This window comes from Pseudomonas sp. EGD-AK9, assembly GCF_000465935.2.
Taxonomy (GTDB): Bacteria; Pseudomonadota; Gammaproteobacteria; order Pseudomonadales; family Pseudomonadaceae; genus Aquipseudomonas.
The window spans coordinates 1-2,183 of the sequence record NZ_AVOF01000448.1 but is presented as its reverse complement, the minus strand read 5'-3'; the positions used below and the strand labels follow the sequence as shown (position 1 = coordinate 2,183).

Sequence of the window (2,183 nt, the reverse complement as noted above, 5' to 3'; positions counted from 1 at the left end):
TGACCGGCGTGGCCGAGGCGGCGGTGCTGCCGTTTTCCACCGGGGTGATCGGCGAGCCGCTGCCGGTGGAGAAGATCGAGTCCGCCTTGCAGGCGGCGCTGGACGATCTCAAGGAAGACAACTGGGTCAATGCCGCCACCGGCATCATGACCACCGACACCCTGCCCAAGGGCGCCAGCCGCCAGTTCCAGCACGACGGCGTCACCGTCACCGTGACCGGCATTTCCAAGGGCGCCGGGATGATCCGGCCGAACATGGCGACCATGCTCGGCTACATCGCCACCGATGCCAAAGTGGCCCGCGGCGTGCTGCAGGACCTGGTGCGCGACGCGGCGAACAAGTCGTTCAACCGCATCACCATCGACGGCGACACCTCGACCAACGACGGCTGCATGCTGATCGCCACCGGCCAGGCCGCCCTGCCGGAGATCGTCGACGCCTCCGGCGAGCTGTTCGCCAAGCTCAAGCAGGCGGTGTTCGAGGTGTTCATGGAAGTCGCCCAGGCCATCGTCCGCGACGGCGAGGGTGCGACCAAGTTCGTCACCGTGCAGGTCAACGGCGGCGGCACCCACCAGGAATGCCTCGACGTGGCCTACGCCGTGGCCCACTCGCCGCTGATCAAGACCGCGCTGTTCGCCTCCGACCCGAACTGGGGGCGCATCCTTGCCGCTGTGGGCTATGCCGGCGTACCGCAACTGGACGTGAGCAAGATCGACGTGTTCCTCGGCGAAGTCTGTATCGCCAGCAAGGGTTGCCGCGCCACCAGCTACACCGAGGAGCAGGGCGCGGCGGTGATGGCCCGCGAGGAAATCACAATCCGCATCGAGCTGGGCCGCGGCAGCTGCAGCGAGACCATCTGGACCACCGACCTGTCCCACGAATACGTCAAGATCAACGCCGAATACCGCACCTGAGTAACCTCGGCTGTGCACTATTCCCGCGCCTCATGCCCCCATGACGCGCGGGAATTTGCCTTTCGGGGAGCGAACTTTTACCGTCTCTCGATCCCTTCCTTAAGCAATCCAAGGAGCATCGGCATGGCCCTGCAACTGGTGATCGGCGACAAGAACTATTCCTCCTGGTCGCTGCGCGCGGCCCTGGCCCTGGAACTGGCCGGCGAGCCCTATGACGAGGTGCAGGTGCGGCTCTACCAGCCGGACAGCCGCGCGCGCCTGCTCGCGCATTCGCCGACCGGCAAGGTGCCGGTGCTGCTGACCGAGGAAGGCCCGGTATGGGACTCGCTGGCCATCGCCGAGTACCTGGCCGAGCGCTTTCCCGAGGCCCATCTGTGGCCGCGCGGCGAGTACGCCCGCGCGCTGGCGCGCAGCATCTGCGCGGAAATGCACAGCGGCTTCGCCGCGCTGCGCAGCCACCTGCCGATGGACCTGGCGCGCGACCAGGCGTTGACCGAGTTGCCCGACGCGGCCCAGGCCGACATCGACCGCATCTGCGCGATCTGGGCCGATTGCCGCGAGCGCTTCGGTCAGGACGGTCATTACCTGTTCGGCCACGCCAGCATCGCCGATGCCTTCTACGCGCCGGTGGCGGCGCGCCTACGCAGCTACCGGGTGGTGCTGCCGACGACCGCGGCGGCCTATGTCGAGACCCTCTACCAGTGGCCGGCGTTCCAGCGCTGGTACCGAGCCGCCCTGCAGGAGGTGCAGGGGTGAAGCGCATCCATGTCGCGGCGGCGGTGATTCGCGCCGCGGACGGCCGCATCCTGATCGCCAAGCGCCCGCCGGACAAGCACCAGGGCGGCCTGTGGGAGTTTCCCGGCGGCAAGGTGGAAGACGGCGAGGCGGTCGAGCGTGCCCTGGCCCGCGAGCTGGAGGAGGAGTTGGGCATCCGCCCGACGGTGGTGCGGCCGCTGATCCAGGTGCGCCACGACTACCCGGACAAGCAGGTGCTGCTGGATGTCTGGGAGGTCTCGGCATTCGTCGGTGAGCCCCATGGCGCCGAGGGCCAGCCGCTGGCCTGGGTCGCCCCGGGACGGCTCGGCGATTACCAGTTCCCCGCCGCCAACGCGCCGATAGTCGCCGCGGCGCGCCTGCCCGAGCAGTACCTGATCACCCCCGACGGGCTGACGCCCGAGCAATTGCTCGCCGGCGTGCAGCGCGCCATCGCCGGCGGCACGCGGCTGCTGCAGCTGCGCGCGCCGAATCTGTTCGACGCCCAGTATCGTG

General features: G+C 68.6%; 3 protein-coding genes. All 3 read left to right on the top strand.

Annotated elements, in window-relative coordinates; translation table 11 throughout:
- The coding region (gene argJ / locus N878_RS18350; RefSeq protein WP_021445039.1) for a bifunctional glutamate N-acetyltransferase/amino-acid acetyltransferase ArgJ at positions 1–914 on the top strand (914 nt) is incomplete at its 5' end.
- A 123-nt stretch (positions 915–1,037) separates the two neighbouring features.
- Positions 1,038–1,670 carry a glutathione S-transferase family protein gene (locus N878_RS18345; protein ID WP_021445038.1) on the top strand — a complete coding sequence of 211 codons (633 nt, stop codon included), beginning with the start codon at positions 1,038–1,040 and terminating at the stop codon, positions 1,668–1,670.
- The coding region (locus N878_RS18340) for a Nudix family hydrolase (RefSeq protein WP_021445037.1) at positions 1,667–2,183 on the top strand (517 nt) is incomplete at its 3' end. The genes N878_RS18345 and N878_RS18340, both read left to right, overlap by 4 nt.

Bases quoted from the DNA above. Each gene is read 5' to 3' on its own strand.
- N878_RS18345 (WP_021445038.1), top strand. From the start codon at position 1,038: ATGGCCCTGCAACTGGTGATCGGCGACAAGAACTATTCCTCCTGGTCG.